General features: G+C 72.0%; 28 protein-coding genes and 3 tRNA genes. 11 read left to right on the forward strand and 20 right to left on the reverse strand.

Going from position 1 to position 26,111, the window contains the following annotated elements; translation table 11 throughout:
* Nucleotides 1-22: 22 nt before the first annotated feature.
* Genes ACA361_RS07670 through ACA361_RS07680 form a run of 3 tightly spaced genes read right to left on the reverse strand, consistent with a single transcriptional unit; the run spans nucleotide 23 to nucleotide 2,494 of the window.
* The gene (locus ACA361_RS07670) at nucleotides 23-847 is read right to left on the reverse strand and encodes an aminotransferase class IV (protein WP_375011111.1); all 825 of its coding nucleotides are present in this window, start codon (nucleotides 845-847) and stop codon (nucleotides 23-25) included.
* A complete protein-coding gene (locus tag ACA361_RS07675; protein ID WP_375011112.1) occupies nucleotides 810-1,817 on the reverse strand; it encodes a chorismate-binding protein in 1,008 nt (335 codons plus the stop codon). The genes ACA361_RS07670 and ACA361_RS07675 overlap by 38 nt, the downstream gene beginning before the upstream one ends.
* Nucleotides 1,814-2,494: an ArsR/SmtB family transcription factor gene (locus tag ACA361_RS07680; protein WP_375011113.1), complete on the reverse strand. Its 681-nt coding sequence runs from the start codon at nucleotides 2,492-2,494 to the stop codon at nucleotides 1,814-1,816. Before ACA361_RS07680 ends, ACA361_RS07675 begins: the two co-directional genes overlap by 4 nt.
* Nucleotides 2,495-2,624: 130 nt before the next feature.
* On the opposite strand from ACA361_RS07680, the gene ACA361_RS07685 reads away from it, so the two are divergent.
* From ACA361_RS07685 to ACA361_RS07695, 3 genes are all read left to right on the forward strand, one after another.
* Nucleotides 2,625-2,696 (forward strand) — tRNA-Gly (locus ACA361_RS07685).
* A 26-nt stretch (nucleotides 2,697-2,722) separates the two neighbouring features.
* Nucleotides 2,723-2,793 (forward strand) — tRNA-Cys (locus tag ACA361_RS07690).
* 30 nt (nucleotides 2,794-2,823) lie between these two features.
* Nucleotides 2,824-2,898, forward strand: a tRNA-Val gene (locus tag ACA361_RS07695).
* 107 nt (nucleotides 2,899-3,005) lie between these two features.
* On the opposite strand, the gene ACA361_RS07700 is transcribed toward ACA361_RS07695, so the two are convergent.
* The 7 genes from ACA361_RS07700 to ACA361_RS07730 form a co-directional block, all read right to left on the reverse strand.
* Nucleotides 3,006-3,551, reverse strand: coding sequence for a hypothetical protein (locus ACA361_RS07700; RefSeq protein ID WP_375011114.1), 546 nt, complete (start codon nucleotides 3,549-3,551; stop codon nucleotides 3,006-3,008).
* Between the two features lie 313 nt (nucleotides 3,552-3,864).
* Nucleotides 3,865-5,580, reverse strand: a complete 1,716-nt coding sequence (locus ACA361_RS07705; protein WP_375011115.1) for an ABC transporter ATP-binding protein — start codon at nucleotides 5,578-5,580, stop codon at nucleotides 3,865-3,867.
* Entirely contained in the window at nucleotides 5,580-7,280 is a 1,701-nt protein-coding gene (locus ACA361_RS07710; RefSeq protein ID WP_375011116.1) for an ABC transporter ATP-binding protein, read from the reverse strand. Before ACA361_RS07710 ends, ACA361_RS07705 begins: the two co-directional genes overlap by 1 nt.
* On the reverse strand, nucleotides 7,277-8,677 hold the full coding sequence (locus ACA361_RS07715) for an ABC transporter ATP-binding protein (protein WP_375011117.1): 1,401 nt from the start codon (nucleotides 8,675-8,677) through the stop codon (nucleotides 7,277-7,279). The genes ACA361_RS07710 and ACA361_RS07715 overlap by 4 nt, the downstream gene beginning before the upstream one ends.
* On the reverse strand, nucleotides 8,674-9,507 hold the full coding sequence (locus tag ACA361_RS07720) for an ABC transporter permease (protein ID WP_375011118.1): 834 nt from the start codon (nucleotides 9,505-9,507) through the stop codon (nucleotides 8,674-8,676). The genes ACA361_RS07715 and ACA361_RS07720 overlap by 4 nt, the downstream gene beginning before the upstream one ends.
* The gene (locus ACA361_RS07725; protein WP_375011119.1) at nucleotides 9,504-10,439 is read right to left on the reverse strand and encodes an ABC transporter permease; all 936 of its coding nucleotides are present in this window, start codon (nucleotides 10,437-10,439) and stop codon (nucleotides 9,504-9,506) included. The genes ACA361_RS07720 and ACA361_RS07725 overlap by 4 nt, the downstream gene beginning before the upstream one ends.
* A 20-nt stretch (nucleotides 10,440-10,459) precedes the next feature.
* Nucleotides 10,460-11,812 carry an ABC transporter substrate-binding protein gene (locus ACA361_RS07730; RefSeq protein ID WP_375011120.1) on the reverse strand — a complete coding sequence of 451 codons (1,353 nt, stop codon included), beginning with the start codon at nucleotides 11,810-11,812 and terminating at the stop codon, nucleotides 10,460-10,462.
* Nucleotides 11,813-11,822: 10 nt separating this feature from the next.
* Here ACA361_RS07730 and ACA361_RS07735 point away from each other — a divergent pair, with 10 nt between their 5' ends.
* The gene (locus ACA361_RS07735; protein ID WP_375011121.1) at nucleotides 11,823-12,725 is read left to right on the forward strand and encodes a TetR/AcrR family transcriptional regulator; all 903 of its coding nucleotides are present in this window, start codon (nucleotides 11,823-11,825) and stop codon (nucleotides 12,723-12,725) included.
* Nucleotides 12,726-12,786: 61 nt separating this feature from the next.
* Here the strand turns inward: ACA361_RS07735 and ACA361_RS07740 are convergent, their stop codons facing one another.
* Nucleotides 12,787-13,149, reverse strand: coding sequence for an ArsR/SmtB family transcription factor (locus tag ACA361_RS07740; RefSeq protein WP_375011122.1), 363 nt, complete (start codon nucleotides 13,147-13,149; stop codon nucleotides 12,787-12,789).
* Nucleotides 13,150-13,247: 98 nt separating this feature from the next.
* Between ACA361_RS07740 and ACA361_RS07745 the strand changes: the two genes are divergently transcribed.
* Nucleotides 13,248-15,230, forward strand: a complete 1,983-nt coding sequence (locus ACA361_RS07745) for a heavy metal translocating P-type ATPase (RefSeq protein WP_375011123.1) — start codon at nucleotides 13,248-13,250, stop codon at nucleotides 15,228-15,230.
* Nucleotides 15,231-15,594: 364 nt separating this feature from the next.
* Here the strand turns inward: ACA361_RS07745 and ACA361_RS07750 are convergent, their stop codons facing one another.
* Nucleotides 15,595-15,945, reverse strand: coding sequence for an ATP-binding cassette domain-containing protein (locus ACA361_RS07750; protein ID WP_375011984.1), 351 nt, complete (start codon nucleotides 15,943-15,945; stop codon nucleotides 15,595-15,597).
* A gap of 135 nt (nucleotides 15,946-16,080) precedes the next feature.
* Nucleotides 16,081-16,368, reverse strand: coding sequence for an iron chelate uptake ABC transporter family permease subunit (locus tag ACA361_RS07755; protein ID WP_375011124.1), 288 nt, complete (start codon nucleotides 16,366-16,368; stop codon nucleotides 16,081-16,083).
* 118 nt (nucleotides 16,369-16,486) lie between these two features.
* Here ACA361_RS07755 and ACA361_RS07760 point away from each other — a divergent pair, with 118 nt between their 5' ends.
* Nucleotides 16,487-17,233 carry a class I SAM-dependent methyltransferase gene (locus ACA361_RS07760; RefSeq protein ID WP_375011125.1) on the forward strand — a complete coding sequence of 249 codons (747 nt, stop codon included), beginning with the start codon at nucleotides 16,487-16,489 and terminating at the stop codon, nucleotides 17,231-17,233.
* On the opposite strand, the gene ACA361_RS07765 is transcribed toward ACA361_RS07760, so the two are convergent.
* From ACA361_RS07765 to aztB, 5 genes are all read right to left on the reverse strand, one after another.
* Nucleotides 17,230-17,511 carry a hypothetical protein gene (locus ACA361_RS07765; protein WP_375011126.1) on the reverse strand — a complete coding sequence of 94 codons (282 nt, stop codon included), beginning with the start codon at nucleotides 17,509-17,511 and terminating at the stop codon, nucleotides 17,230-17,232. The two genes, ACA361_RS07760 and ACA361_RS07765, sit on opposite strands and share 4 nt — an antisense overlap.
* 278 nt (nucleotides 17,512-17,789) lie before the next feature.
* Nucleotides 17,790-18,977, reverse strand: a complete 1,188-nt coding sequence (gene aztD, locus ACA361_RS07770; RefSeq protein ID WP_375011127.1) for a zinc metallochaperone AztD — start codon at nucleotides 18,975-18,977, stop codon at nucleotides 17,790-17,792.
* A 44-nt stretch (nucleotides 18,978-19,021) separates the two neighbouring features.
* Nucleotides 19,022-19,969 (reverse strand): zinc ABC transporter substrate-binding protein AztC, encoded by a 948-nt coding sequence (aztC, locus tag ACA361_RS07775; RefSeq protein ID WP_375011128.1) that lies wholly within the window; start codon nucleotides 19,967-19,969, stop codon nucleotides 19,022-19,024.
* Nucleotides 19,963-21,138, reverse strand: coding sequence for a hypothetical protein (locus ACA361_RS07780; RefSeq protein WP_375011129.1), 1,176 nt, complete (start codon nucleotides 21,136-21,138; stop codon nucleotides 19,963-19,965). The genes aztC and ACA361_RS07780 overlap by 7 nt, the downstream gene beginning before the upstream one ends.
* A 38-nt stretch (nucleotides 21,139-21,176) precedes the next feature.
* A complete protein-coding gene (aztB, locus tag ACA361_RS07785; RefSeq protein ID WP_375011985.1) occupies nucleotides 21,177-22,091 on the reverse strand; it encodes a zinc ABC transporter permease AztB in 915 nt (304 codons plus the stop codon).
* A 72-nt stretch (nucleotides 22,092-22,163) separates the two neighbouring features.
* Between aztB and aztA the strand changes: the two genes are divergently transcribed.
* Nucleotides 22,164-22,811, forward strand: coding sequence for a zinc ABC transporter ATP-binding protein AztA (aztA, locus tag ACA361_RS07790; RefSeq protein ID WP_375011986.1), 648 nt, complete (start codon nucleotides 22,164-22,166; stop codon nucleotides 22,809-22,811).
* A gap of 69 nt (nucleotides 22,812-22,880) precedes the next feature.
* Here the strand turns inward: aztA and ACA361_RS07795 are convergent, their stop codons facing one another.
* The gene (locus ACA361_RS07795) at nucleotides 22,881-23,369 is read right to left on the reverse strand and encodes a Fur family transcriptional regulator (protein ID WP_375011130.1); all 489 of its coding nucleotides are present in this window, start codon (nucleotides 23,367-23,369) and stop codon (nucleotides 22,881-22,883) included.
* 323 nt (nucleotides 23,370-23,692) lie between these two features.
* On the opposite strand from ACA361_RS07795, the gene ACA361_RS07800 reads away from it, so the two are divergent.
* On the forward strand, nucleotides 23,693-24,082 hold the full coding sequence (locus ACA361_RS07800) for a Fur family transcriptional regulator (RefSeq protein WP_375011987.1): 390 nt from the start codon (nucleotides 23,693-23,695) through the stop codon (nucleotides 24,080-24,082).
* A 37-nt stretch (nucleotides 24,083-24,119) separates the two neighbouring features.
* On the opposite strand, the gene ACA361_RS07805 is transcribed toward ACA361_RS07800, so the two are convergent.
* Nucleotides 24,120-25,271 (reverse strand): CobW family GTP-binding protein, encoded by a 1,152-nt coding sequence (locus ACA361_RS07805; protein WP_375011131.1) that lies wholly within the window; start codon nucleotides 25,269-25,271, stop codon nucleotides 24,120-24,122.
* Between the two features lie 77 nt (nucleotides 25,272-25,348).
* Between ACA361_RS07805 and rpmB the strand changes: the two genes are divergently transcribed.
* Genes rpmB through rpmF form a run of 3 tightly spaced genes read left to right on the forward strand, consistent with a single transcriptional unit; the run spans nucleotide 25,349 to nucleotide 26,073 of the window.
* Entirely contained in the window at nucleotides 25,349-25,585 is a 237-nt protein-coding gene (gene rpmB, locus ACA361_RS07810; RefSeq protein ID WP_375011132.1) for a 50S ribosomal protein L28, read from the forward strand.
* On the forward strand, nucleotides 25,585-25,890 hold the full coding sequence (gene rpsN / locus ACA361_RS07815; RefSeq protein WP_375011133.1) for a 30S ribosomal protein S14: 306 nt from the start codon (nucleotides 25,585-25,587) through the stop codon (nucleotides 25,888-25,890). The genes rpmB and rpsN overlap by 1 nt, the downstream gene beginning before the upstream one ends.
* An 18-nt stretch (nucleotides 25,891-25,908) precedes the next feature.
* Entirely contained in the window at nucleotides 25,909-26,073 is a 165-nt protein-coding gene (gene rpmF, locus ACA361_RS07820) for a 50S ribosomal protein L32 (RefSeq protein ID WP_375011134.1), read from the forward strand.
* Nucleotides 26,074-26,111: the final 38 nt, after the last annotated feature.

Below are 26,111 nucleotides of genomic sequence, written 5' to 3' on the forward strand. Positions count from 1 at the left end.
GTAAAGACCCCCTGGCGGAGCGTCACGGATCCATCAGCTCGGCGCCGCGCGCCGCGAAGACCTCCATGGCCTTGGCGGTGACCGGGCCCGGCGCTGCGGGCAGCACGGTGCCGTCCACCGCGCGGATCGGCTGGACGTCGCGGGTCGTCGAGGTGAGGAACGCCTCGTCGGCGCGGTAGAGGTCCTCCAGCGGGAGGTCCTCCTCCTCGGCGCCGAACCACTCCAGCACCAGCGCGCGCGTCACGCCCGCCAGGCAGCCCGCCGACAGCGGCGGCGTGACCAGCCGCCCGCCCCGCACCACGAAGATGTTGGTGCCGGTGCCCTCGCACAGGTTGCCGGCCAGGTTGCCGAAGATCGCCTCGCCGCCGCCGCGCTCCTTGGCGTAGGCGAGCGACAGGGCGTTCTCCGCGTACGACGTCGTCTTGAGCCCGCTCAGAGCGCCGCGCTCGTTGCGCGGCCACGGCACCACCGTCACGTCCGCCGCGGCCGGGAACGGCTTCTGCTCGGCGACGATGATGCTCGCCGTCGGGCCCGCGTCCCCGCGGTCGGAGCCGAGCGGGCCGGGACCGCTGGTGTAGGTGATCCGGATCCGCGCCAGCGGCCACTTCGGCGCCGCCGCCAGCACCTCCAGCACCCCGTGCGCCAGCGCGCCCTGGTCGGGCTCGGGCAGGCCCAGCCCGGCCGCCGAACGCGCCAGCCTGACCAGGTGCCGGGTGAGCGCGAACGGCTCCCCGTTCGTCGCCTTCACCGTCTCGAAGACCCCGTCCCCGACCAGCATGCCGTGGTCGAGGACCGACACCGTCGCCTTCTCAGGATCGAGCAGCTCGCCGTTCAGCCAGATCGTCACCGGACGCCACCTCCAATAGCCGAGCCGCCTTGAGCTCGGTCTCGCGCCATTCCGCGGCCGGGTCGGACGCCCAGGTGATCCCCGCCCCGGTACCGAACCGGAGCAGGCCCTCCTCCGCCCAGAACGTCCGGATCCCGACCGCGAGGGCCGCGCGCCGGGAGTCCGCGTCCACCCAGCCGATGGCCCCACAGTACGGGCCCCGGGGAACCGGTTCGAGCTCATCCAGCAAGGCCAGCGCGCTCGACTTCGGCGCACCGGTCACCGAACCGGGAGGAAACGTCGCGTCGATCAGCTCCGGCCAGCCGCGGCCCGCGTCCAGGCGCGACCGCACGGTGGACACGAGATGCACCAGCCCCGGGTGCCGCTCGACCGCGCACAGCTCCGGCACCTCGACCGATCCGACCTCGGCGACCCGGCCGAGATCGTTCCGGACCAGGTCGACGATCATCACGTTCTCGGCGCGGTCCTTGGGCAGCAGGTCCCGCTCCGTCCGGCCCGTCCCCTTGATCGGCCGGGACTCGACGGCGGCCCCGTCCCTGGCCAGGTAGAGCTCCGGGGAGGCGCTGGCGATCCGCAGCCCCGGTACGTCCAGCGTCATCGCGTACGGCGCCGGGTTCCCCCGCGCCAGCCGCGCCCCGAGACCGCCGATCTCCGCCTCGGGGGCCAGCGGCGCCGACAGGATCCGGCACAGGTTGGCCTGGTACACGGTCCCCTCGCCGATGGCCGCCCGGATCCGCTCGACGCCCCGCACGTACGCCGCCTCGTCCAGGGACGACGACCACTCCCCCGGCGGCACCCACCGCCCGCCCGGATGCGGCGCCCGCCGGACCCGGTCGAACCGCGCGCACGTGACCTTCCCCTCGTACGTGACGGCCACGGCCCACCAGCCCCGCGACTCCAGCGCCCCGAGATCGCCGGTGACGTCCCGCAGCCCGGTCGCCAGCAGCCCGCCCGCGTACGCGAACGTCACGGCAGGACGCACCCGAACGAGTCCGCCAGCCCCGCGCACCCGGCCTCGGTCACCCGTAGCTCCCGGTCGCCGCCCCGCTCGACCCAGCCGATCTCGATGAACCGCGCCAGCAGGGCCGCGCCGAGCGCGCCGTTGAGGTGGGGGCGCCGTTCCGTCCAGTCCAGGCACTCCCCCGCGAACCGCCGCCGCGCCTTCCGCAGCGATCCCACGTCGATCCCCAGCCGGGCGAACCTCTCCGCGCCCTTCTCGGTCGCCTGGAAGTCCGCGTCGAGCGATCCGCCGTCCATCAGCGCCGCGTACAGGGCGACGCCCGCCTCGCCGGCCAGATGGTCGTAGCAGCTCCTGGCCCGGTGCAGCCTCCTGGCCTGCCGGGACTGCCGCAGGCTCCGCACCTCCACCGGCGCGCTGATCCGGCTCAGCGCCTCGATGACCTCGGCGACGTCCGCGCCCGCCAGCCGGTAGTACCGGTGCCGCCCCTGCTTGACCACCGTCACGAGCCCGCCGTCCAGCAGCCGGCCCAGATGCGCGCTGGCCGTCGGCGCGCTCACGCCCGCCGTCCTGGCGAGTTCCCCGGCCGCCAGCGGTCGCCCGTCCAGCAGCGCCGTCAGCATCGCCGCCCGCCCCCGGTCCGCCATCAGGGCCGCTACGGGCGCTATATCCGCCTGAAACCCGCTCATAGCCCCGACCCTATGCGCCCCACGCTTCGCCCCCGATGGAAGCGTCCGCGAAACCCAGTTTGGGGAAGCGGCCGGAACGCGCTAATGTTTTCCCCGTCGCCGCAAGGGGGGACGCCCCCGAGCAGCACAAGCGGAAGTGGCTCAGTGGTAGAGCATCACCTTGCCAAGGTGAGGGTCGCGGGTTCGAATCCCGTCTTCCGCTCTGAGGTGAGGCAACAGTCTCGCTCTGGTGGAGTGGCCGAGAGGCGAGGCAACGGCCTGCAAAGCCGTGTACACGGGTTCAAATCCCGTCTCCACCTCAACGAACGCGCCCCCCGGGGCTCGATCGCGGGCGATTAGCTCAGTGGGAGAGCGCTACCTTGACACGGTAGAGGTCACTGGTTCAATCCCAGTATCGCCCACCACTGTTTTCCCAGTTCAAGGCCCTGTCTCACACCACCGAGACAGGGCCTGATCTTGTAACTGGGGAGATATTGGAGATCATCCGCCGGTGAGCGCTACCGCGCGAAGATCATCCCTTGGCCCGTGCGTCACTGGCCATGGCGTTCACTACAGGTGCGGCGTTGGCGTCGGCGCATGCTCCGCGTGGCTGATCGCCATGATCAATTCGAAACGCGCCACCGGCTGACCCGCCGTAGACCTGCGGTCGCTTCTCTCCCGCCGCTACGTCCAGGCGCCCATTCCGCCGGGCCTCAGGTCGGCGGGCCCAGGCGTGTTCTGCGTGTACGCGCTGGTGTGCGGCCGAGCGCGGGAAGCGCTCCGCCACCAGGTGGGCGAGTTCGCGGCCGCGGGCGTTGATGGCGGCCGAATGGCGGGGCGTGCGGCGCGCGGCGCGCGCGTCTTCGGTGCCGTCGGTATAGGTGCGGAAGACGGTCCGGCCGTTGGGGAAGTCCGGCGTCTTGGCGTAGACCTCCCCGGTCGGTTCGCCGTACTCGTTGTAGCCCCACCCTGTGTTGAAGGGCCGTTTTGCCAGGTCGCGCTGCTCGATGTTCGCTCGCCAGACACCACCCCAGACACCAGCGGCGCCAGTGGCCGTACTGACGGGCGATTTCACCATCACATGGTCCTGGCCCGTGCGCTGCTGAAGCGGCCCAGGCTGCCAGAGGATCTCGCCGCACCGCTTGTGGTTCGGTCGATACGCAGATCTACGCGATGACCGTCTAGCGTCACGGCGCCACACCCCTCTGATTGGCCGCACTCGTAGGCGATCTCTGTGGGCGCAGCCCATCGCCGGCCGCCCGGGCTACCCCCGGCCAGCCTGCCAGACACGTCGGTACAGAGTGCGCTTCCCTGGGGATTGTGCCTGGGCGCTCGTAGGGATCTGGATGCCATGCGCGGACGGACGTGGGTTCTGCGACGGCGTGCGTATTTCAGATCGCATGGTCCTTCTGGCTAAGAACGAGCTGTTGGTACAGGCCGTCCTCTGAAGCGAGCTGGTCGTGGGTGCCGCGCTGAACGATGCGGCCGTGGTCGAGGACGAGGATGTGGTCTGCGCGGCGGACGGTCTCGAGGTTGTGGGCGATGACGAGCACGCTGCCGGCGGCGGCGAGGCGGTGGGCGGCTTCGCCGACGAGACGGGCGTTCTCGGGGTCGAGGGCCGCGGTGGCCTCGTCCATCAGGGTGAGCGGAGCGGCTTTGAGCAGGGCGCGGGCGACGCACACACGTTGGCGCTCGCCGCCTGAGAGGCGGCTCCCGCCTGGGCCGACGGGGCTGTCGATTCCGTCTGGCAGAGCGGCGATCGTGCGTTCGAGGCCGGCGGCGCGGACGGCGGCGGCCAGGTCGGTGTCGGATGCGTCGGGGCGTGCGGTGCGGATGTTCTCGCGGATGGTGGTGTCGAGCAGGTGGTCGTCCTGGAGCACGGTGCCGATGCGTGCGTAGAGATCCTCTGGTCGCAGGGTGCGGAGATCGGCGCCGTCGAGGGTGATCCGCCCACTGGTGGGGTCCCAGAATCGCGCGAGCAGCCGAAGGAGAGTGGTCTTTCCGGCGCCCGAGGGACCGACCAGTGCGGTGAGTCCTCGGCGGGGAAGGACGAAGGAGACGTTCTCGAGCACGGGCCGGTCGTCGTAGCGGAACGAGAGGTGCTCGGCGCGGGCGATGTCCGCGGCGGCCGGCACGACTTGCTCGGGCTCTTCGTCGAGGACGGGCAGGGCAGGCGTATCGAGGGTCTGTACGAGCCGGGTGAGGACGCCCTGCTGCATTCGCAACCCTGCCGCCAGGTCGGCGCCGGCGGAGGCCACGGCGGTGAGACGCGCGATGACGACGAGAACGCCGACGAGAACGGGGGCTGTAAGGGTGGCACCAGCCATCCAGGCGGCGCCGAAGGCGATAAGGGCGGCGAAGAGGGTGTTGAGAGTGACGCCGAACATCAGGAGACCGGGGATGACGGTGCCGGCCGAGCGCAGTGAGGCGGCGCGGACCTCGTGGAGAGCTCGGTCGAGGTCCTCGGCGTCGTCGGGACGCTGGTCGGTGCGGACGAGCGGCTGCCGGTCGGCGTATTCGAGGACGCGGTCGGTCGCCTCCGCGGTGGTGCGGTGGCGGCGGGCGTCGACGGCACGTGCCAGCCTGCCGCTGTAGCGGCTGGCGGCCCAGGCGATGGCGGTGGCGGCGAGCACCGCGATCGTGAAACGCCAGTCCAGGAGCATGAGGGTGAACGCGGCGGCCGGGGGTGTGATGAGCGCGGTGATCGCGGGGCGCAGCAGGATGGCCGGGTAGGACATGAGCTGCGGCACGCCGGTCGTGCCCGCGTCGATGATGTCCGCCTGCCGGGCCGGGGTGAACCAGCCCAGAGGCAGGTCGGCCAGGTGCTCACCGAGGCGTTCGTGCAAGGCGCGGGCGGTGGTGCTGCCGACGCGGAACGCGACCATCTGCGCGATCCATTGCACGGTGACGAACGCGACCGCCGCCCCTGCGAGGGCGACCATCGCCGGCGTGGTCTCGGAATCGGGGTCGAGGCAGGAGGCGACGACCAGGCCGACGAGGCCCAGCACGATGCCGTGGAGCATGGCGGCGGCGGTGAGCCAGGCCGTGAGTGCGCCGAGGCGCCGTCGGTCGGGCGCGGGCAGGATGCGGGCGAGTGTGCGGAGCATCAGGAATTCTTCCCCGGGACGGTATCGGCCCCCTGGAGGGCGCGGTAGGCGGAGCAGCCGGCGAGGAGTTCGGTGTGGGTGCCGTCTCCGGCGAGGCGGCCGTGGTCGAGGACGAGGACGCGGTCGGCGTCTCGCACGAGGTGGAGCTGGTGGGTGATGAGCAGGACGGTGCGTTGGCGTGCCTGGGCGCGCAGGCTTGCGAGCAGGGCGGTGCGGGTGGCCGCGTCCACTGCGGAGAGCGTCTCGTCCAGGACGAGCAGTTCGGGCTCGCGCAGCAGCGCCCTCGCCAGCGCGATGCGCTGGCGCTGCCCGCCGGACAGGTCGGTGTCGTCTCCCAGGACGGTGTCGTAGCCGCTCGGGAGGTCGAGGATGACGTCGTGGACGGCCGCCTGCCGGGCGGCGTCGACGATCCGCTCCTCGGGAACGGGGTGCCCGCCGGTCAGGTTGTCGCGGACGCTGGCCCGGCGGAGTCTGGTGTCCTGGAACACGAATCCGATCCGTTCGTACAGCGCCGCCTCCGGTAGTTCTCGCAGGTCGGTGCCACCGAGCAGGACGTGACCGGTGGTGGGATCCGTGAAGCGGGCGAGCAGGGCGGCGATGGTGCTCTTGCCGCTGCCGGAGGTGCCGACGAGCGCGACCAGCCCGCGGTGCGGTAGCTCGAAGGTGACATCGTGCAGGACATGCCGGTCGTCGTATCGGTGGCCGACGTGGTCGAGGCGGACGGCACCGCGTGCCGGGATCTCCGTGCCCCAGGACAGCCGGGGCCGGTCGAGGAGCTCGCGGATGGATCCCAGGGCGGACAGGCCGGCGCGGAGGGCTTGCAGCCGGGGTCCGGCGACGGCGACGGGAGCGCTGATCGCCGGACCGAGCAGCACCCCGGCGGCGAGGCCGGCCGGGCTCACCCACCCCAGGGCGAGGCCGCCTCCGCCGACCAGTGCCAGGAAGGCGGAGGTGGCGCCGGGCGCGACGACCAGCCAGGAGGCGGTCGTGACGGCGGAGGTGCCGCTCGACCAGGCGCGGAAGAAATCGTGGAAGGCGTGCACGGCGGCCGTGTAGCGGGCGCGTGCGCTCCCGGTGCCTCCGTAGACCTTCGCCGTGGGCAGGCCGCTCACGTAGTCGACGATCGTCGTGTTGATGCGCTGCTGTGCGGTGGCGTACTCGGCGAAGTTCGCGCCGGAGCCGCGCATCGCCCGGCCGTACCACCAGATCCCGAGGGCGAGCGGGACCAGGCTGCACAGGGCGAGCCGCCAGTCGGCCAGGGCGAGCGCGATGAGCCCTGCCAGCGGCGTGACCACCAGCGCGGTCACGTCGAGCAGGGTATGGGCGACGAGGTAGTGCATGGCCGCGGTGTCGTCGTGCACCACCTTCTTGATCCGGCCGGTTCCGAGTCCGGTGACGGTCGGCACGGGGATGTGGCGGATGGTGTCGGAGAGCCGCCGTTGCAGGATCCAGGTGAGGTTCGCGTCGGCGCGGTGCGCGATCCACGTCGCGGCGGCGGCGGCGAGGGCGGCGCCGACCGTTCCGAGCGCCGCGACCACGACGAGCATTGTGCCGGGGAGGCGGTCGCCGTCGACGAAGGCACTGGTGAACGCGATGAGCACCAGCAGTGGCAGGAGCGCGAGCAGGCTGCCGAGCGCTTGCAGGGCCGCTGCCGCCGTGAGGGGTCCGCGGACGGGGCGCAGCAGATCGAGGGTGGTCATACGAGGCGTTCTCCGGACAGGGTGAGGACGCGGTCGGTGTGTGCGGTGACCTCGTCGTGGTGGGTGATCAGCAGTACCGCCGATCCGGTGGCCCGGCGCCAGGCGTCCAGCGCGCCGAGCACGAGGCCGGTGGTGGTGCGGTCGAGGGCGGCGAGGGTCTCGTCGCAGACGAGCACGTCCGGAACGGCGGCGAGCGCGCGGGCGAGCACGACCCGGTGGCGTTGCCCGCCGCTGAGCCGGTCCGGGGTGCGATCGAGCACGTCCGCGGTGAGCCCGAGGCTGTGGAGGAGCGGCTCCGGCCCCGGGCCCGGCGGGATTCCCCGGCATTGCGCCGCGGCGACGGCGCGGGCGAGCGTGCGCCGGACGGTCTCGTACGGGTTGAGTGCGGCGCGGGCGTCCTGCCCGACATAGGCGAGGAAAGGACCGCCTGTGCGCGCTCGGGCGGCGGCGTCCCAGTCGACCGGGGCGGCGCGTACGCGGAGGCGTCCGGTGTCGGGCGGGGCAAGGCCGCAGAGGGCGCGGGCGAGGGAGGTCTTGCCGCTGCCCGACACCCCTCGCACGGCGACGAACTCCCCCGCCGCGAGGTGCAGGGACGCGTTCCGCAGCAGCGGGACGCCACCGCGACGGATCGTCAGCCCGTCCGCTGCCAGAACCTTCTTCCCGGTGGGCCCGTCCGGGCTGCGGCGGCGGGGCGGCGGCGGAACCGGGGGCGGCGAGGCGGTCACGGCCCGGAGCCGGCCCCCGGCGAGTTCGAGCACCTGGTGGGCCGCACGGTCGACGAGGGCGCGGTCATGGCTGATGAGCAGCACGGCCGGCTCCCAGGGCAGGCGGGTGAAGGCGGCGCTCACCCGCCGGGCGGTGTCGGGATCGAGCCCGCTGGTGGGCTCGTCGAGGATCACCAGGCGGGGCCGGGTGAGAAAGGTCCAGGCCAGCAGGGCCCGCTGGGCCTGCCCGCCGGAGAGTTGGGCGGGATGGCGGCGCAGCAGCGCGGTGTCGAGGGCCGCCGCGTCCGCGGCGGCGCGGATACGGGCATCGTGGTCGCGCCGGGACTCGCCCGGATGGGCGATGCGTGCCGCGGTGCGCAGTTGCGCGAGGACTCTGCGGCGCGGATCCAGCGCGCTCGCCGGATCCTGGGGCAGGTAGCCCGTGACCCGGCCCCGCAGCACGGCCCGTCCCTCCGGCGTGAACGGGTCGTGCCCGGTCACCTCGACCCGCCCGGCGGTGCGGCGCAGGCCGGTTCCGAGGTGGCCGAGCACGGCATGGGCGAGTGTGGTCTTGCCGGCGCCGGACTCGCCGACGATCGCGGTCACCTCCCCTGGACGCAGGTCGAGGTCGACCGCATCGAGGACGGCGCCGCGGGACGTGGTGATCGTGAGGCCGGACACGGTCGCCGTCATGCCGGCCGTCCCGCCGGTTCGAGCCCGCCGGGCCGTGCGCCGACGGCCCGGTCGAGCAGGAGGGTGACGCCGACGGCCAGCACGACGAGCAGTGCGGCCGGGACGAGGACCGGGAGCGGGTTGGCGGCGATACCGGTGCTGTTCTCTCGCACCATCCTCCCCCAGTTCGCGGCGGGGGCTCCGGCGCCGAGGCCGAGGAACCCGGCGGTGGCGGCGAGCTGGGTGGCGGCGACGAACCGGATCCCCGCCTCGGCGAGGGCGACCGGCATCAGCCCGGGCAGGATGTCGTACCGGATCCGGGCGGGCAGCGGGTCGCCGCGCGCCTCGGCCTCGCGGGCGTACTCGGCGGTGGCGAGCCGCGCGGTGCGCTCCCGGATCACCCGCACCGAGAACGGAGCGCTGACCAGTGCGATCGCGGCGGCCACGATGGCATCGTCGCCGGGCAGCCCGCCGGCCAGCAGCAGCAACAGCAGCAGGGTGGGAACGGCCGCGACCGCGTCGGCGGCCCGCAGCACGGCCTGCGCCGTCCGGCGACGGCGGGTCGCGCCGGTCCACACCCCCACGATGAGCCCGACCATGCTTCCGAGCACGGTGGCCGCGACGGCCTGGAGGATGAGCGTGCGCCCGCCGGCGAGCACCCGGGCCAGGACGTCCCGGCCGAGGACGTCCGTGCCGAGCGGGCGGCCGGCGCCTGCCTCTTCGAACGGCACGCCGACCGGGGCGGTGACGCTCCCGGCCGCCAGCCACGGTCCCGCCACGGCGACGGCGAGAACGAGGAACGCCGGTACGGCGACCCAGCGCCGGCCCGTTCTGACGCGGCGGGCCGTCATGACGTCACCGCGGCATCGGCGGTGCGCCGGTCCAGCGCCCGGGCGGCGATGTCGCCGACGAGCAGTACGGTCAGCGTGGCCGCGCCCAGCACCAGGCTCAACCCCTGCACCAGCGGCACATCGCGGCTCTCGACCGCGCGGGCGAGCTCGTAGCCCACACCGGGCACGTTGAAGAGCGTCTCCACCACGATGCCGCCGCCCAGCAGGCCGGCGATCATGACCGTGAAGGCATGGATCGCCGGGCCGGCCGCGTTCGAGACGATGGTCCGTACGTAGCGAGGCCCTCGGACGCCGTTCAGCCGGGCGAATTCCGCGAACGGCGCCGCCGTGGTCTGCGCGACCGAGGCGCGCAGCAGCCGCATCGTGGATCCGAACCCGCCCAGCGTGAGTGCCAGCGCCGGTAGCGCGACCAGCTCCGGATGCCGCCACAGCGTCTCCCCGGGCGGGATCAGCGCGACGGTGGGCAGCACCGCCCACCAGAGCGTGAACACCAGGAGCAGCACGGTGGCGATGAGGAAGTCCGGGATGCCGATCAGCCCGAGCGTCGTCGCGGACAGGCCGCGGTCCAGGCGGCTTCCCGGCCGTAGTCCGGCCGCGGTGCCGAGGACACCGGCCAGGATGAGGATGAGCACCGCGGCCGGCACCAGCACCGCAAGGCTCGCCCCGAGCCGGGCCGCGACGATACCGGCGACGTCCCGGCCCGACACCAGCGACGCGCCGAGGTTCCCGTGCAGCATTCCCGCGACCCACTCCCCGTAGCGCCGCACCGGAGGCCGGTCCAGTCCGAGTGCGGCCCGGACCGCCTCCCGTTCGGCGTCCGTCGCGTCCGGCCCGGCGACGACGCCGACCGCGTCGCCGGGGAGTACCTCGGTCGCCCAGAACACGACGACGGAGAGGGCGGCGAGGGTCGCCACGCAGGTGGCCGCCCTCACCGCGATCCAACCTGCCGACCTCATTTCCGGCCGGTGACCTTGGCCGTCGACAGGTCGGGGAACTGCAGCTCCCGTACCCCGGAGACCCCGTCGCGGGCGGCACTGATCGTCGGTACGAAGACCGCCCCGATCTGATTGCCCTCCTCCCACAGCAACCGCTGCGCCTGGTGCGAGGCGGCCAGCCTCTCCCCGGCCGTGGCGGCACTGCGCGCGGTCTTCACCAGCGCATCGGCCTTCGGGAAGGTACCGGGATCGTGGTTCGGCTCGAACAGCGCGGGCGGGTTGTACCCGGCCCTGAACGGCAGCTTCAGGTAGGCCGCGTGGTCGGCGTACAGCTGCCCCGCGGGCAGTTCCCGCAGTGCCGCCTTCACCCCGATGGCCTTCAGGTCCTCGACGATGAGCGTCGCCGTCTCGACCATGCCGGGCAGTTCCGGTCCCGCCGTGAGCTCCACGCTCATCCCGCCGGCACCCGCGTCGGCGAGCAGCCGCCGCGCCCGCTCCGGATCATGTGGGCGTTGCTCGATGGCCTTGGCGTAATTCGGGAACCCGAGTGCGGGCAGGTCGTTGCCCGCGAACGCGCGACCGTAGTAGACGTTGTCCACGATCCGCTTCCGGTCGACGGCGAGCTTGAAGGCCTCCCGTACCCGCGGGTCGTCGAACGGCTCCGTCCCGGCGTTCATCGTGAACTGCAGATACGAGGCGTACGGCAGCTCACTCGTCGTCACCGTGATCCCGCCGGTCTTGCCGAGGCTCTGCGCCTGCGTGGGCGCGATGCCGCCGGCGAAGTCGACCTGCCCCTGGCGCAGCGCGTTCACTCTCGCCGTCCCGTCGGGGATGGAGAGCAGCTCGATCGACTCCAGGGATGGCGCGGTGCCGTAGTAGCCGGGGTTGCGCTTCAGCAGCGTGGTCCGGCCAGGCTCGAACGCGGCGATCGTGAACGGCCCTGACGAAGGGGTCTTCGGCGTGAACTCCTTCGTGCCGTCCTTGATCGCGAGCATGCTCTGGCAGATCAGTTCCCGGCCGTCGGCGACCGGTGACCGCGTCGGCAGCACCACGGTGGACGCATCCGGTGCCGACGCCGCGTCCAGGTCGAAACTCCGAGCCGCCAGCAGTGTGAACGGGAGACCGTTCAATTGGGCCGGGGCCCGCAGCGAGTACAGCACGTCCTTGCTCGTCAGCCCGGATCCGTCGGTGAAGCGCACCCCGTCGCGCACGCGCAGGGTGTACTCGGACAGATCGTCGGCGACCTCGATCGATTCCACCACGCCGTACGAGACCCGGTCCGGCGACGACGGATCCAGCTCGCACAGCGGTGCGTGCACCAGCCTCGCCCGCACGTAGTCCAGCGCCGTCGGGCCTCGGAGGTAGTTCAACGTCTCCGTCGTGCCGCCTGAGAACGCGGCCCGCAGCGTCCCGCCCGCGGACGTCCCGTTCCCCTGGGACCCGCTTGAAGCCGCGCACCCGGTAACCAGCGTGGCCGCGGCCACTCCTGCGGCCAATCTCCCCGCCCTGCGGCCTGTCGTGGACAGCATTCAGCACCTTCACCTTCCATCGCCGGATACCGGCGCGACCCGGATGTTTACTACGTATACCATGAGATCGATAACCGTTATCACTTTGGTCGCCACCGATAGGATCCGCCGGGTGAAGTCCGCGCCGACGCTGAACCGCGAAAGCATCATCGAGGCCGTCCTCGCCATCACCCGCGCCGACGGCCTCGACGCGGTCACCATGCGCGCGGTCGCCGCCCGTTTCGACGTCACACCGATGGCCCTCTACCGGCACATCACCGATCGGGAGGAGCTCGTGCGCCTCGCCGCCGACCGCGTCGGCACACTCGTGCGCCCGTCGAACGGGCCCGAGGACCCGTGGGACGAACGCGTCCGCGCGTGGGCCCGCACTCAGCGCGAGGTACTGCGGCAGCACCCCGGAGTGGCGGCCTGGCTCCTGGAGAACGGCCCCGCGGGACCCGAGGCGTACCGGCACCTCGACCTGCTCGCCTCGGCGGTGGCCGCCGCCGGTCTCGACGACACCGGGATCGCGCGCGGCACCGCGCTCATCATGAGCTGGACCTTCTCGCGCGTGGCCATCGAGGACGGCGCCGAACGGCGGCGGCGGGCCCGGCACCCCAGCCGTTCAGAAGCGTTCGTGGCCGGTCTGGCCGGGATCGACCCGGTCCGTCATCCCACGGCGGCACGGATAGGGGTGGGCTTCTTCACCCTGCCCAGAGAGGAGATCTTCGAGGCCGGCCTCGACGCGATCATCACCGGTATCGAGAGCACATGAGGCCGGCAGGGCGCCGGGGCGGAGGAGCGAGCGGGAGAACCGCCGGACGATCGCGCCGCGATCAGGTCGACGCGGGCATGCGGGGCGTCCCCGCGTGGACGCTGCCGTCGTCGTCCGCATGGTCGAGCAGGTCGCGGTCGGTGTGCTCGGCATGGAACAGCGCCTCGCCGAGCAGCGCGCGGACGTGCACGTTGGCGGCGGAGTAGTAGACGAACGTGCCCTCCCGGCGGCCGGTGACCAGCCTGGCCAGCCGCAGCTTGGCCAGGTGCTGACTCACGGCGGTGGGAGCGGCGCCGACCAGTTCGGCGAGGCAGGCCACCGAGGACTCGCCCTGCAGCAGCGCCCACAGGATCTTCATCCGCGTAGGGTCCGCCAGCAGCCGGAACGTCTCCGCGGCCAGGTGCACTTGCTCCTCGTTCGGCATCTGAAAATCCGGCATCGAAGCGTGCATCCGTCAATGGTATCCCGTTGCTGCTTGCTTGCCTACCTGCGTTACTACGCATATATGCTGCTGCGGTGGTAGTGGAGATAGAAGCTCAGACATCCGGCCGACTCGACCCACCGGACAGCGAGTCGAGCCGGCCGTACCGGACCGGTTTCTTCAGCCTGGCCGAGGCGCGGTGGGCGGCGGCCGCGACGGCGCTCTTCGCGGCCGGAGCCCTCGCCCAGTTGACCGGGCTGCCGTCGTGGACCTGGTGGACGCTGTACCTGGCCTGTTACGCGGCCGGAGGGTGGGAGCCGGGCCTGGCCGGGCTGCGCGCGCTCGCCGAGCGCAAGCTGGACGTGGACCTGCTGATGGTGGCCGCCGCGATCGGGGCGGCCGCGATCGGGCAGGTCTTCGACGGCGCACTGCTGATCGTCATCTTCGCGACCTCCGGCGCGCTGGAGGCCTACGCCACCCGGCGCACCGCCGACTCCGTGCGCGGGCTCCTGGACCTGGCACCCGAGACCGCCACCCGCTTGGAGCCCGACGGCACCGAGCAGGTGGTGCACACCCGCGACCTCCGGGTCGGGGACGTGATCGTCATCCGTCCCGGGGAGCGCGTCGGCGCGGACGGGCGCGTGATCGCCGGAGCGAGCGAGGTGGACCAGGCCACCATCACGGGCGAGCCGCTTCCCGCGGACAAGCTGCCGGGAGACGAGGTGTTCGCCGGAACCCTCAACGGCACCGGTGGCCTGCGGGTGCGAGTGGAACGCCCCGCGGACGAGACGGTCGTCGCCCGGATCGTCACCATGGTCGAGCAGGCCAGCGCCACCAAGGCACGCACCCAGCTGTTCGTCGAGAGGATCGAGCAGCGCTACTCGGCCGGCATGGTGATCGCCACGATCGCCGTCTTCGTCGTGCCGCTGCTGTTCGGCTCCGATGTGTCCGCGGCACTGCTGCGCGCGATGACCTTCATGATCGTGGCCTCGCCGTGCGCGGTGGTGCTGGCCACCATGCCGCCGCTGCTGGCCGCCATCGCCAACGCCGGGCGGCACGGCGTCCTGGTCAAGTCCGCCGTCGCGATGGAACAGCTCGGCACGGCCACCCGTGTGGCCTTCGACAAGACGGGCACCCTCACCGAGGGCACCCCGCAGCTCGGCTCCGTCCGGCCCCTCTTCAAGGGCGGGCAGGAGGCCGGCATCCGGTCCGAGGAACTGCTCGCACTGGCCGCAGCGGCCGAGACGCCCTCCGAGCATCCGCTCGCCCGCGCGGTGGTGGACGGCGCACGGCGGGCAGGGCTGTCCATCGAGGAGGCCGAGGAATTCACCTCGACGCCCGGCCAGGGGGTCGGCGCCCGCGTCGGCGGCCGATGGGTACAGGTCGGCAGCCCCGCGCGCCTCTTGGACGAGCGGGCTCTCGGCGCCGCCGCCACGGCGGTGAAGGAACTGGAGAGCGGCGGGCAGACCGCGGTGGTCGTGCGCGTCGACGGGCAGGTGGCCGGGGTGCTGGGCCTGGCCGACCGTCCGCGCCCCGACGCGGCCGCCGCCGTCGCGGCCATCACCACGCTCACCGGAGCCGGGCCGCTTCTGCTGACCGGCGACAATCCTCGCGCCGCCGACCGTATCGCCGAACACGCCGGGATCGAAGACGTACGCGCCGGACTCCTCCCTCAGGACAAGGTCACGGTGGTCCGGAACCTGCAATCCGGCGGGGAGAAGGTGCTCTTGGTCGGCGACGGCGTCAACGACGCGCCCGCGCTGGCCACCGCCCACGCCGGAGTGGCGATGGGACGGGTCGGGTCCGACCTGGCGCTGGAGACCGCCGACGCCGTCATCGTCCGGGACGAACTGTCGGCCGTGCCCGCCGTCATGGCCCTGTCGCGCCGGGCCCGGCGCTTGGTCACCGCCAACCTGGCCATCGCCGGCTCCTTCATCACCGTGCTGGTGGCCTGGGATCTGTTCGGCCACCTGCCGCTCCCCCTCGGCGTCGCCGGCCACGAAGGATCCACCGTCCTCGTCGCCCTTAACGGGCTACGCCTGCTCAGCGGCTCCGCCTGGCGGCGAGCCGTCGACCACCGGTGACCATCGGATCGGGGGGCGTCCGCCTGCGGTGTTACGCCCCCGGCCGCCCTGCGGCGGCCGTCGAGCGTCCTCAACTGATCGACCACGGAACCGCCGGGCGGGTCCCTCCTCTCGTCGAGCGGGGCCCGCCCGGCAGCGGTCTGCTCGGCTACGGGTGCAGCCAGGCGGCGATCTTGTCGAGGCCGTCCAGGAGGCCGAGACCGCCGCCATAGACTTCGGCGGCGGGGAACAGGCGCACGCGGTCGTTCTTCACCGCGTCCAGGTTCTTGACGGCGGGTTTTTCAGGACCGACTGGGCCAGCTCGGCGGCCTTGGCGTCGGCGCCGAGCGCCTTGCCGATGAGGGTGAGGTTCGCGGCGACCTCGTCAAGGGTTCCCCAGCCGTTGCGAATGGTGATCAGGGGAGCGCCGCCCTGCCCCAGCAGCCGCGAGGCGTCCTGCTCGCCCTCGTGCCGCGCGGTGAGCAGGCCGAGGTCGGGCTTCCAGGACGACCGCGACCGCGGCGCCCTCCTTCGCCCGTTCGCAGAGCAATTCCAGGACGGTGAGCTGGTGGCGCAGGTCGAGCGCGGAGACCGGCTCGTCGGCGAGCAGCACGTCCGTCCGCTGGGCGAGGGCTTTGGCCACGTACACCAGCTGCCGCTCGCCACCAGACAGGGTGGGAACGGCGCGATCGGCCAGGTGCGCGACCCCGGCCGCGCTCATCGCCTCGGAGGCGATCGCATGGTCCGCAGGTGCCGGACGGGCCCGACCGCGACCCCGCTCGCGCGTGCCTGCTCCTCACCGAGCAGCAGCGCGATCAGGTCGCGTCCAACAGGCACGGCAGGGCCGTCACCAGCACGATCGGCGCCGCCATCAGCACGTGCGACCAGTGCGCGCCTCAAGGTCGCCCTGCAGCCAGAACACGATGCCGCGAACGGCCTGCTCGTCCGGCACGTTGGCGACCAGCGCCGACACCACGGCTCCCAGGAGGGCGTTGAGCGCGACCCCGGCCAGCAGCAGGGTGCCCATCGAGCGGGCCCCGCCGAACGCGGCGATCGCGTACACCAGCCCGAGGGTGAACACAGCACCCAGCAACCCGCATGCCAGCGCACCGAACAGCAGCGGCCGGAACCGCGATCGGATGCGGCCGGAGCTCTGCACGACGTGACCTGCCTGGACATCGATGGACGGAACAGGTCAGATCATGGCACTACTGAAAATGGTTTTCAAATCCGTTATCATCACGGCCATCGGAGACCGAACAAGGAGAGGCGGATCGATGGCCGACGAGGCTTCGAGGGCGGACACGGGTCTGGGGTACGCCGTCAACGCGCCCTACTACGAGCTGATCCTCCCCGCCGAGCACTGGGCTGGCGTGGCCGAATCGCTGGGCCCGCTCCTCAAGGACGCGCGCGCGGTCGCCGAGATCGGCGCCGGGACCGGCTACTACACCGAGGCGATGCTGGGATTCCTGCCACCGGACGCGGAGATCTTCGCGATCGAGCCCGCGCGGGTCATGCGGGCGGCGCTGGTCACGAGGCTGGCACGGCTACCGGAGGCGGAGCGGCGGGTGACGGTCCTGCCCGAGGATGCCGCGACCGCCGATCCCGGCACCGATCTGGACGCGGTCGTCCTGCTCAACCTGGTGATGCACTTCGCCCCGGACGAGCGCGAGCGGCTGTGGCGAACCTGGGCCGAGCGGCTCGCCACAGGCGGCCTGCTGATCGTGGAGGCCCAGTACCCACAGCGCACGGAGCCCGTACCGCCGTCGACGGTGCCCGGCCGCACCCTCGGCCACCACCGCTACGAGACGGTCTCGCGAGCCGACGTGGTCGCGGAAAGCATCGTCCGCTGGGTGAACACCTACCGGACGTGGGAGGGCGACCGCCTCGTCCGCGAGGAGACCGCCGAGTTCGACTGCCACGTCATCTCGGACGAGCGGCTCACCGAGGAGCTGTCGGCCGCCGGCCTGGCGCCCGTACCGGACGCTCCCGAAGGTCTGCGCGTCTACCGGCGGTGCATCTAGTAGGTGGTGGGATGGAGGCGCGGGACGAGGGCGCCGGCGTCCAGCTCGCCCTCGGCCAGCCATGACACCACGGCCTCGGCATCGTCACGGGACAGGATCGGCCCGACCCGGATGGCCGGGCCGTCCGGCCTGCGCCTGGCGTCGCAGGGCTGTACGGCCAGATACGTGCCGCTGTCGTGCGTCCCGGCCGACCGGCAGCGCGGCGCGTCCAGCAGGCAGCCGGTGCGTACAAGGACGCCGTGTCGGCTCTGCTTGGTGACGGCCGCGAGCCGTGCCATGAGGAGGTCGCCCGCGGGGTGGCCGGTGACGCTGCCCGGCTCGAACGTCGCGGTGATGTCGTGCAGGACCTCGCGGTCCGGCTCGTAGCCGGTGGAATTCCCGGTTCCTGAGGACTCTGGGCGACCGTCCGCCCCTTCGCGATCCGCCCCGTCCTCACTCTTCTGCCGTTCGATTCCGGGAAGGGCTGAAGGGCCGGACTGATCGGCCCTCGTCCGGACGAATGGAAACGGGCCGGCCGCCGGAGTCCGCGCATCGCGGGCTCCGGCGGCCGGAACGGTCAGGCACTGGTCAGCTCGTTGGGGGTCTGCGGTAGCTGGGCCTTGGTCTTCACCTCGCCGGACCCGATGTCGACGGCGTACAGCGTCTTGCTGCCGGGGTCGGTGACGTAGGCGGTGTGGTCACGAACGTGGAGGGCGGGGCGGGGCTGCTGCCATTCCAGCGGCTCGGTCCACTCGCCCATGATCTCGACCTTCTTGGTGACCTCGCCGCGCTCGGGGTCGATGACGTGCAGCGCGCCGTCGGTGCCCAGGACGAGGGCCTCGCCGTGCGGGCCACGGCCCAGGGACCGGAAGGTGTAGCTGGTACCCAGGTCGACGAGCTTGAGGCCGCCGGTCCGGGTGTCGATCAGGGAGACCCGCTCCGGACGCTCCAACTCGGCGTCGGGGTCGGTCTTGTAGTCACCGAGGACGATCGGGGACTCCTCGTGGCCTGCCTGGTTGCCGATGCGCCCGTACTCGTCGGGCGCCTTGACCTTGGTGAACTTGCCGTCCTTGTAGAGCAGGGCGCCGTTCTCGCAGCCGATGAGGACGGCCTCGTCCTTGGCGGTCGCCTCGCCGTGCACACCCGGGCAGTCCTCGTTGCGGGCGATCTCCTTGCGGTTCTTGTCGAGGACCTGGGCTCCGGTGCGCTCCTCCTCGGTTCCCAGGGTGACCACCATGGAGCCGTCGGTGAGTTCGATGGCCACGCCGTGGTGGGCGTGCTGGGTGGTGTGGGTGGACGCCTCCGGAAGGCCGTTGCCGAGCTGACGGGGGTCGAAGGTCGTGACCTTGCCCGTGCCGTCGGAGAACAGCACGGTCTTGCCCGCGTGGTGGACGACGTGGCCGGGTTTGGGCGCGGCGAACTCGTCCTTGGTGAGCTGTGCGCCGACGGCGTCCAGGACGCGGAACCCGCTGGAGGTGGAGACCATGACGTGGCGTTCGTTCCCGGCGGGGTTGACGCGGTTGAACCCGGTCAGGGGAATGTCCTGGACGACCTTGAGCGTCGCGCTGTCGATGACGTACAGGCCGCCGTCGTAGGTCGCCACCAGCGGATCCTGGACCTTGGCCGCGGCGGGCGCCGAGGCCGCGTTCCGCGTGCCGGGCTCGGAGTCGCCCTGGCCGCAGGCGGTGAGCATGAGGCCGAGCGCGACCATCGCGGCGGGGACCGCCGCCATGCTGCGCGACCGCGGGTGCGTCGAGTGTCTCATTCCAACTCTCTGTTTCTGATGGGGAGCAAGATGCGGGGGTTGTCTCAGGGGGTTCGCCGGGGGGCGAGGCCGGAGCTGATGGCGTCGGTGTTGGCGCGCATCATCCGCAGGTAGGTGGGGGCGCCGCCGTCGGCGCCGGTGAGCGATTCGGAGTAGAGCGGGACGATGTCGATGCGCAGCCCCGCCTCCTGGGCCATGACCTGGGCGAGCCGGTCCGGCTGGGAGGAGTCGGCGAACACCGCCGGCACTCCGGCCCGCCGCACGGCGTCGGCCAGCGACTTCAGATCCGAGCCGCTCGGGGACGCCAGCGTGGTGCCGCTGGGGATGACGGCCCCGATCACCTCGAAGCCGTAGCGCTGGGCCAGGTAGCCGAAGACGTGGTGGTTGGTGACCAGCTTGCGGCGCTCGGGCCGGATCTTGGTGAACTCGCCGCGCATCCTGGTGTCGAGCGCCGCGACCTGGGTGCGGTACCCGGCGGCGTTGGCGCGGACCCTTCCGGCGTCGATTCCGTCGACATGCTCGATCACCTGGGCGGTGATGAGGTCGATGGCCTTGAGTACCCGGACGGGGTCCGTCCAGAAGTGCGGGTCGGGTTGCCGCGCGGTCCGTCCCTCGGTGTAGGTGATCGGGTCGACGCCCTCCCCTACGGCGAGTGTGGGCACTCCCTGGCCGCGGGCCGCCTGGACGTTGCGCGCCACACCTTCCTCCAGGCCCAGTCCGTTGTGCACGAGCAGCGCGGCGTTCTCGATGCGGGCGGCCTGCTGGGCGGAGACACCGAAGGAGTGCGGGTCGGCGTTGGGCTTCATCAGCACCGTCACCCCGGCCTGGTCACCGACGATGGTGCGGGTGATGTCGCCGAGGATGTTGGTGGTGACGACCACGCCGGACCGCTCGGACTCCAGCACCGAGCACCCGGTCGCGGCCAGGCAGAACGCGACCACGAACGCGGTGATGTACCGCCGGCTCCGGCGGAACGAACCGGCGGTCACCATCCCGTCTCCACCATGTGCGCGGGCGGGAACGGCAGCTCGAACGAGCGGGCCAGGCGCAGGTCGTCGTTGTAGTCGATCTCGTGGACGGCGTTGCCCGCGGGGTCGTTCACGTAGGCGCGAGCGGTGTCCACTTCGATCACCGGCCCGGGCCGACGGGCCCCGTCGGCGTCCTTCAGCAGTTCGGTGCGGGCCTGCTCCTTCCCCGTGGCCGGGTCGTAGGAGCGGAGGGCGCCGTCCCGGCCGAGCAGGAGCACCGGGGAGTCCTCGCCGACCACGTTCACCGCGAGCGCGGGGACCGAGTCGCCGACCCGCTTCCATTTCTTGGCTCCGACGTCGAGCACCCAGGCGCCCTTGTCGCCGGCCGTCGCCGCCAGCATGTTCGATCCGGGACGGTGGCGGAAGTCCCGCGCCCGTTCGGCCGCGGGCACGCCGCCGGGGTAGGGGATCTTCTCCGCCGCGAACTTCCCCTGCTCGCCGGTCACGAGCAGGGCCCCGTCCGAGCAGCCGAGAACGGCGCCGCGCCGGGTGATCGCCTGCCCTCTCGGCTCGGGACACGGCTCGGGCAACTGCGAGATCCGGCGTCCCTTGCGGTCGTGGACGGCGACATGCCCTGCTCCGTTCGAGGCGACGAGCAGGTTCCCCGCGTACGGCACCGCGACAGGCGCCTCGACCCGCGCCAGCTCCTGGATCTTCCCGTCGTCGAGAACCTTCCTGTCCAGCACGCGCGCGGCACCCGCCGCGGACAACGTGGTCACGGCGAGGTCGCCGGCCACCTCGGGAGCCGCCGTGCCGCCCAGGTCGCCCACCGTGCGGGCCGGGGCTCGGTAGTAATGGACGTGATCACCGTGATCGACCGTCCAGACCCCGGTGTCGACGACGCGCACGGCGTTGCCGATGGTCAGGTAGGCATGGCGCCCGTCGGTCCGCATCGCGGTGAGTCCGGCGGCCTGCGCGACCGGAACGTTCTTGCCGGTGGCGGGGTCCAGGGAGTGGATCCGGCCGCCCTGCGCGTCGGCCAGGATCAGGCGCCACTGCGCCTCGGCCGTCTCCTCGGCTCCTTCGACATAGCCGTGCGGGGTCTGGTCGCCGCCCGCGGAACCGCCCGCGTCCTCGGACGCACCGCAACCGGCGAGCAGGGTGAGCAGGACTCCCGCGGCGACGGCGGCCACCGATGCGCGCGTCCGCGCGCGTCCTGTGCCGGCACAGATCATGAGGTGTACCCGGGTTCCTTTCGTGCGGATTCGTGTGGGACTGGTGTGGGGCGGTGTGAAGCGGAGCCGTCAGTGGACCGGGACGCACCGGGTGTTCGGCGTCCGCGCAGTTCGGCGGCCAGCGCGGACAGGAAGAAGAAGGCCACGGCGGTGGCGGCGATCGTCGCCCCGGCCGCGGTGCCCAGGTGCCACGACACCAGCAGCCCGATGACGGTCGAGAGCGCGCCGAGCAGGGCCGCGCCCGCCATGACCATGGGGACGCTGCGGGCCCACAGCACCACCGCCGCGGGCGGCGCGATCAGCAGCCCGAACACCAGCAGCGTGCCCACGACGTGGAAGGACGCGGTGATCGCCAGGGTCAGCAGGCACAGCAGCAGCGCGTGCGCGAGCCGCGGCCGCATCCCCAGGGTGCGCGCCTTGGGCGGGTCGAAGGCGAGTGCGACGAACGAGCGGTGCGCCAGCACCGTGATGACCGCCGCGACGCACAGCGCCACCGTGAGCACCACCAGGTCGCCCGAACGTACCGCCAGCACGTCACCGAACAGGAAGGCGGTCAGGTCGACCGCGAAACTCTGCGAGTGCGACACCAGGATCACGCCGGTGGCGAGCATCCCGACGAACAGCAGTCCGATGCTGGTGTCCTGCGACAGCCGGGACGAGCGCGACAGCGCCGTGACGCCCCCCGCCATCGCGCCCGCGCTCAGCACGGCGCCGAGGAAGAGGCTTCCGTCCAGCAGTGCCGCCACCGCGACACCGGGCAGCATGCCGTGCGACATCGCGTCGCCGAGGAAGGCCATGCCGCGCAGCACCACCCAGGTGCCGGCGAGCGCGCAGATGCCCGAGACCAGGAGCCCTCCCCACAACGCCCGCTCGACAAAAGACACCCCAAACGGGGCGAAAAGCCACTCCATGTCCGGCATCGTATAATGAAAACGGTTACCGTTTACAAGTTGAGGAGAGCAGTGAGCGAGACGGCGATCACGATGTGCGACGTGCGGGCGGGATACGGATCCACGCCGGTGCTGCACGGCATCACGGCCCGCATACCGCGATCACGCGTGAGCGCCCTGGTGGGACACAACGGCTCGGGGAAGTCGACCCTGCTCGGCGTGCTCGCCGGCACGCACGCCCCGTCCGGCGGTACGGTCGAGCGATCATTCTCACAACGTCCCGCCCTGGTGCTTCAGCGCACCGCGGTCCCGGGCTCGCTTCCCATGACCGTCCGGAACACCGTGGCGATGGGCCGCTGGGCCCATCGCGGCTGGTGGAAACGCCTCACCACGCATGACAAGGCCGTGATCACCGAGTGCATGGAACGCGTCGGCATCGCCGATCTCGCCGGGGCGCAACTCGCCGAGTTGTCCGGCGGCCAGTACCAGCGCACTCTGATCGCCCAGGGCCTCGCCCAGCGGTCCGAGCTCCTGCTGCTCGACGAACCCGCCGCCGGCCTGGACCGGGACGCCCAGGACCGCATCCTGGAGATCTTCGACGAGCTCACCCGGACCGGCATCACCGTCGTCCACGCGACGCACGACACCGACGCCGCCGCGCGCGCCGACCACTGCCTCCTCCTCAAGGAAGGCCGTCTCCTGGCCCAGGGCGCCCCGGACGCGGCACTGGCACCGAACTAGCGCAGCCCCTTGGCCGCCGGTGCCTGCGTGTCGTCCAGCGCGCCGGCCCCGGCGCCCGTGCCGCTCACCTCAACGGCTCGCACGGCCGCGCCGCCGCGCCTGCCGCCTTGCCTCGCCCGGCGGCCGGATGACCTGCAACTCCAGGGCCGGTGGCGGCTCGGCGGCACCGGGACCGCCCGCGGCGACCCAGGTCAGCAGGTCGTCGATGCAGGAGTCGTCCAGTGGGGTGTGCTCCACCGCGGCGAACCCGGCTTCCGTCGCGACCCGGTCGGCCCACGCCTCCACCTCCGAGTCCACCGGCCGGCTGCGTCCGCATGATCGGCGCAACAGGTAATGACTGTGCCCCTCGGCCATGCGGAGGCGGTACAGCCGTTCACCGGTGTCGTCCCGCACCACGTCCGCGTGCCCCCACGTCTCAAGCTCCCGCAGCGTCCGGTACACGGTCGTCAGACCGATCCGCCTCCCTGCCGCCGACATCAGGGCGTGCAACTCCTGAGCGGAGACGAAGTCACGGCAGTCCGCGAGGACGTGTACGACAGCCGTGCGCTGGCGCGTCATCCAGCCGGCGGGCAGAGCGCGGGACAGTTCCAGGGTCGTCCGGCAGCCCACAGCGGATCACCCCCATACGCGGCACCGGGTCGCATCACACCCTGAATGAGAATGATTACCATGTCCATGCAGCGCGTGGTCGTAATGTCGCTCGCCGGGCAGCAGGGCGGCGCACGCCGGGCTGTGCCTCGCCGACGTCCGCGCGGGACGGCGAAGCCGCGTCCCGCGGATTGATACCGTGCTACTGACTGATCCAGGGGGCGCGCATCATGACGGCAGGTCCAACCCACGGTTCCGAGCAGAGAACGTCTGCGGCGGGCGGCGGGACCCGCATCCGGGGCACCCGGCAGGGAGCGATCATCGGTCAGGTGCTGGCCGAGCTGTCAGAGTTCCGCAGCGCCCAGGACATCCACGGCGAACTGCGGCAACGCGGTGAACGCATCGGTCTCGCCACCGTCTACCGCCACCTCCAGGTCCTGCGGCAGGACGGCACGGTCGACGCCATCCAGGACCAGAACGGCGAGACGCTCTACCGCCGCTGCGAGAGCAGCGGCCACCACCACCACGTGACCTGCCGCTCCTGCGGCACCAGTGTCGAGGTCGAAGGACCTGTGATCGAGCGCTGGGCCGAAAAGGTCGCCACCGAGGCGGGCTTCACCGACATCGACCACACCATGGAGATCTTCGGCACCTGCCCCGCCTGCGCCCGCCGGCGCGACTGATTTCGCCGCCGCACTCCGCACACGGCCTTCCGCCCGTTCAGCCGGCGGCATCACGGTCGAGGAGTTCGGCGAACGGGTCCTCCACCACGGTCACCGGCTCGTCAGGGGCCAGCAGGCAGCCGTCCAGTAGGGCGTGAATCTCGTCCTGGTCGAGCCCGGGGCCGGTCAGGACGAGATGCTGGACGCGATCGCCGTGCTCGGGCGTCCAGTCCAGCGAGGCGGCCAGGCGGCGCGCGAGCGGGACGTCCTCCCAGGCCGTTTCGGGGAGCGCGGCCAGCCAGGGCCCGGTGTCCTCGATGCTGACGATGCCGGCGACCGCATCCCAGGCCAGCAGCCGATCCGGACGGTTGGCCAGCCAGAACCGCCCGCGGCTGCGTACCGACCGGGTCGCGAGGTCGTCCATGGCGTCGAAGAACCGCCCCGGATGCAGCGGCCGGGCGCGATGCCACACCACGGTGTCGACCGCGGGCGTGTGGGCCATGCAGGGCAGTTGAGCACTGGCCGGGTCGACGCGTGCGGCCAGCTCATGGACGCATACCCCCGGCCCCGTGACGGCAGGCAGCGGGTCGCCGGGCATGGCGACCGGAGTCATCGGGGCCAGGTGCCCGAGCACCTCACGGCACAGTTCGAGGTCCTCCTCGTCGGCCGAGGGCAGCGGGGCCGGCATGGTCTCCGGGACGACCAGCGCGGTGGCGTACTCGATCTGGTGGGCCAGTACCTCGGCCAGGTAGCGGCCGTCGCCGGCGGCGGCCTGCTTGCCGATCTCGGACAGCAACTCGCCCCGGCAGATGTCGGTGGGCATCAGCTCGGCGTCCAGGGCGGTCAGCACGCCGGTGAGCCGCAGATCGGGATCCGCCTCGGGGTGGCCCACCGTTTCGGCGACCGACTGCGGCTCGACGGCGTCCCATAGGTCCACCACCAGCAGGGACGCCTGACCTGCGTACCGCAGGAGCTGCGGGATCAGGTCGAGGCGGACGGTGCAGGTCACGCAGCCATGCTCCAGCCGGACGGCGACCTGCTCGCGGACCACGCCGGCGTCCCGGACGGTGCGCACGACCAGGCCGCCGGTGATCTGGCGCAGGTCGTGGTGGATCGCCAGGGCACCGGAGTGCTCGCGCAACAGCCGGTCGACGACGGCGGCCCGGGCGGCGCCGTGCAGCCCGGCCACCAGAACAACGGGAACGGACATCCAGGGGCCCCCTTCACCATGCAAGTGAGAACGATTATCGATATCCTGCCACGAGTCGCGAACAGAAAGGAGCGGTGATGCCCGCGCGTTGTCAGCTCACCGGCGCCGAGCCCGGCTTCGGGAAGAAGGTGTCGCACTCGAACCGGCGCACCTCGCGCCGGTTCGACCCCAACATCCAGCGCAAGCGGTACTGGCTGCCGAGCGAGGGCCGGTACGTCCGCCTGCGGCTGTCCGCCCGTGCGATCAAGACGATCGACAAGATCGGTATCGAGGCCGCCGTCGCCCGCATCCGCGCCCGAGGAGAGAAGGTCTGATGGCCAAGAAGAGCAAGATCGCCGCCAACGAGAGGCGCAAGGCCACCGCCGCCCGCTACGCCGAGCGCCGGGCCGAACTCAAGCGGCTCGTCCGCAGCCCCCACACAGACGAGGAGACGCGCGCGGCCGCCGTCGCCGAACTGCGGCGCCAGCCCCGGGACGCCAGCGCCACCCGCGTCCGTAACCGCGACTCCGTCGACGGACGCCCTCGCGGGCACCTGCGGAAGTTCGGCCTGTCGCGGGTCCGCTTCCGTGAACTCGCCCACCGGGGCGAACTGCCCGGTGTCACCAAGTCGAGCTGGTAAGAGAAGGCAGGGAGACTCATGGCCGTCCCCAAGCGGAAGAAGTCCCGCAGCAACACCCGAAAGCGCCGCGCCCAGTGGAAGGCGAAGCGCCCCGACCTGGTGCCCCTCACCATCGAGGGACAGCAGCTCATGGTGCCGCGCAATCTCGTTCCCGCCTACCGCCGCGGGCTCCTCCGCCCCTAGGCGTCTTGAGCCGGCCCGCAGCAATCCGAAGACCAGCG

The sequence above is a fragment of the Actinomadura sp. 21ATH genome (assembly GCF_041951345.1).
In the GTDB taxonomy this organism is placed as follows: Bacteria; Actinomycetota; Actinomycetes; order Streptosporangiales; family Streptosporangiaceae; genus Spirillospora.